Source organism: Bacillus sp. CGMCC 1.60114 (assembly GCF_042676365.1).
In the GTDB taxonomy this organism is placed as follows: domain Bacteria; phylum Bacillota; class Bacilli; order Bacillales; family Bacillaceae_G; genus Bacillus_A; species Bacillus_A rhizoplanae_A.
In genome coordinates, this window is sequence record NZ_JBHTHG010000067.1 from 1 (window position 1) to 2,492 (window position 2,492).

The window sequence follows — 2,492 nt, forward strand, 5'->3', positions numbered from 1 at the left end:
ATGTTTCCACTTGAATAAATTTTGCTTTTCCATACTGATCACGCCCCTTTTTAGAGTACTAGTATCAGTATGTCCAAGTTTACTAGATTTCTTGCACCAGAACCTTCATAAGTTATTTAAGTTAGCTGCTTAACCTCAAGGTTAATAGGATATGGTTCTAGCGAATTATTTTTGCACCAAAACCACTTGTAATTACTTTGAAGTTTTTGCACCATAACCCAAAATATGGTTGCTAGTTTTATTTCGATCTTCCTTGCACCCAAGCAGCAATATCATTTATAACATACTCAGGGATATTAGCAGGACTATAATATTCATCCGGTTTACTTAATTCCCCACCTCCTTCTGTAAAGAAGTGATTTAACTTTGGATATAGTCGATAATCAACGTTATCTCGCCCTTTTAATTGTTCTTTCCAAAGAGGAATTTCAATTTTTGATTGAACTTGATAGTCTCTTTCTCCTTGAATAATAAGAAGCGGTGTCTTTTGTTCTTTTGACATTTCTGCTGCTTTAATTTTACGGATAGAATCCCAAAATACTGGTGATCCTAAATGAAAATCTTTTGGAGGATTCTGACTAGAGAAATTGGGATCATTTAATAATTCAAATTGCGATTTGTAAAATTTATATTCTTCAGGTTTCATTGCTCCAATAGAAAAAAGATACTCAAATTGATCTAAAACAACATCTTGGATCGTACGGGCTGGTCCTCCCATCACAATTGCCCCAGCAATATTTTTACCTTGATCTTTTTCAATCATTTTCGGAACCATCATTCCACCTTGACTATGACCAAGAATATAAATTTGATTCTTGTCTATCATAGGTTCATTTTGAAGAAACCGAGCCGCAAGAAGTGCATCATCCGTTGTCTCTTTATCAACTGTATAAAAAGGACTAAATTGTGTTTTCAATCCATGTTCATACGTTCGTTTATTATAGCGAAGAACAGCAATACCTTTCGAGGTAAGACCTTCAGCTAAATCGCGAAATGGTTTTAAAGCAAACGCTGTTTCATCCTGATCGCTAGCTCCAGATCCTTGAACAAGAATAACTGCTGGGAAACGCCCCTTTCCCTTTGGAACAGACAATGTTCCTGGTAATGGAAACGCCCCACTTCCGACTACTACTTCTTTTTCAACAAATGATTCAGGCTTACTATATGATGGACGCTCTGCAACAGGACTAAACGACATGCTAAGTTGAAAATCATCTATTTTTCCAGATGGATCTAATTTAATTAATAAAGGTACAGTAAAGTGTTCAAAAACTAATCCAATCTCTACATTTGTATGAACGGAATTGGTCTCTTTTTGTCTTACCTCTCCAATTCCCATAAAAGAACCTGCTTGTAATTGCACCGGGAGTCCCTTCCAATAACTCTCCAGCCATTTTTCAGATATTATCTTCTGTAAAGATCGAGAAGTTAAATCAAATGCAGATTTATAATTTTCATTATGCATGTAACGGATAAATTTAAGAGTAGTAGATATAACAGGATTTTCATCATCAACATTGTCTATTTCTTTTATATTTGTGTTTGTTTCCTTTAATGTCGAAATAAATTGGTGGTTGAACGGATTATTATATGTATCGGGATATAAACTTTTTTTCAATATATCCGTATTCCGCTCCTCATATAGACTTGAAGAACTTGTGAAATTTTTAGGTGAGATTACTTCCTCTGCATATGAAACAGAAGGAATACTTATCACACAAATTGTACTGACAAGTAATAACTTATTCCCTATTCGTTTTTTCGTACTCATATTTATTGATTCTCCTTTCAAAATTAAAATTTTTTTAATACAACATGCCAAGTACTATAGGCAAAATAAAAATTATCAAAGAGATTAATAATCTACTTTACAATCCCCCGTAACAAGTTAAAGGACCATTATAAACAAACTTCAATAAAAAATGCCTTCTCCCTCTTTTTTTATGATTGGATTTTTTGAGTGGAATGGAAGGGTCGCACGGAATCACATATAACTGACTAAAGGTAAACCAGCATCATACAGTAATTATGAAATAAAATTCCAATAGGAATGTTATTTTGATTTCATGCTTTGCTTGAACTGAAAAAGTATTTATAAAAGGGGGACTGGTACAAAAAGATAATAAAGAATAAGGTTCTGTTGCAAAATTTTCTACATGAAGCTACACTCTAGAAAACAGGATCTAGGAGAATCAGACATGAGATATTTTAAAGGACTTTATTGTAAATTAAGCAACTTTTTTGTCACTTAACATAATTCACATAACTTTCAAAATTACAATCTTGAAATGTTAATATTTGTTATATAATAATAAAATCATTAAGGCATTACCCCTAAAGTTAGTATGTCTAATGAAATTATTTATTTTTCCCTAATATGTACTTTAACCCTAAAAAGAACTTGTAGTGATTTCTACAAGTTCTTTTTGTATTTCGGATTAAAAATAGATACGATAGTATGTAATTCTGTGACGTGTTTGATAGGCATGGGG

At 32.7% G+C, this 2,492-nt stretch carries 1 protein-coding gene; it reads right to left on the bottom strand.

The window, feature by feature from the left end; genetic code table 11:
- Window positions 1-238 precede the first annotated feature (238 nt).
- On the bottom strand, window positions 239-1,771 hold the full coding sequence (locus ACFQZ1_RS11070) for an alpha/beta hydrolase (protein WP_377882251.1): 1,533 nt from the start codon (window positions 1,769-1,771) through the stop codon (window positions 239-241).
- Window positions 1,772-2,492: the final 721 nt, after the last annotated feature.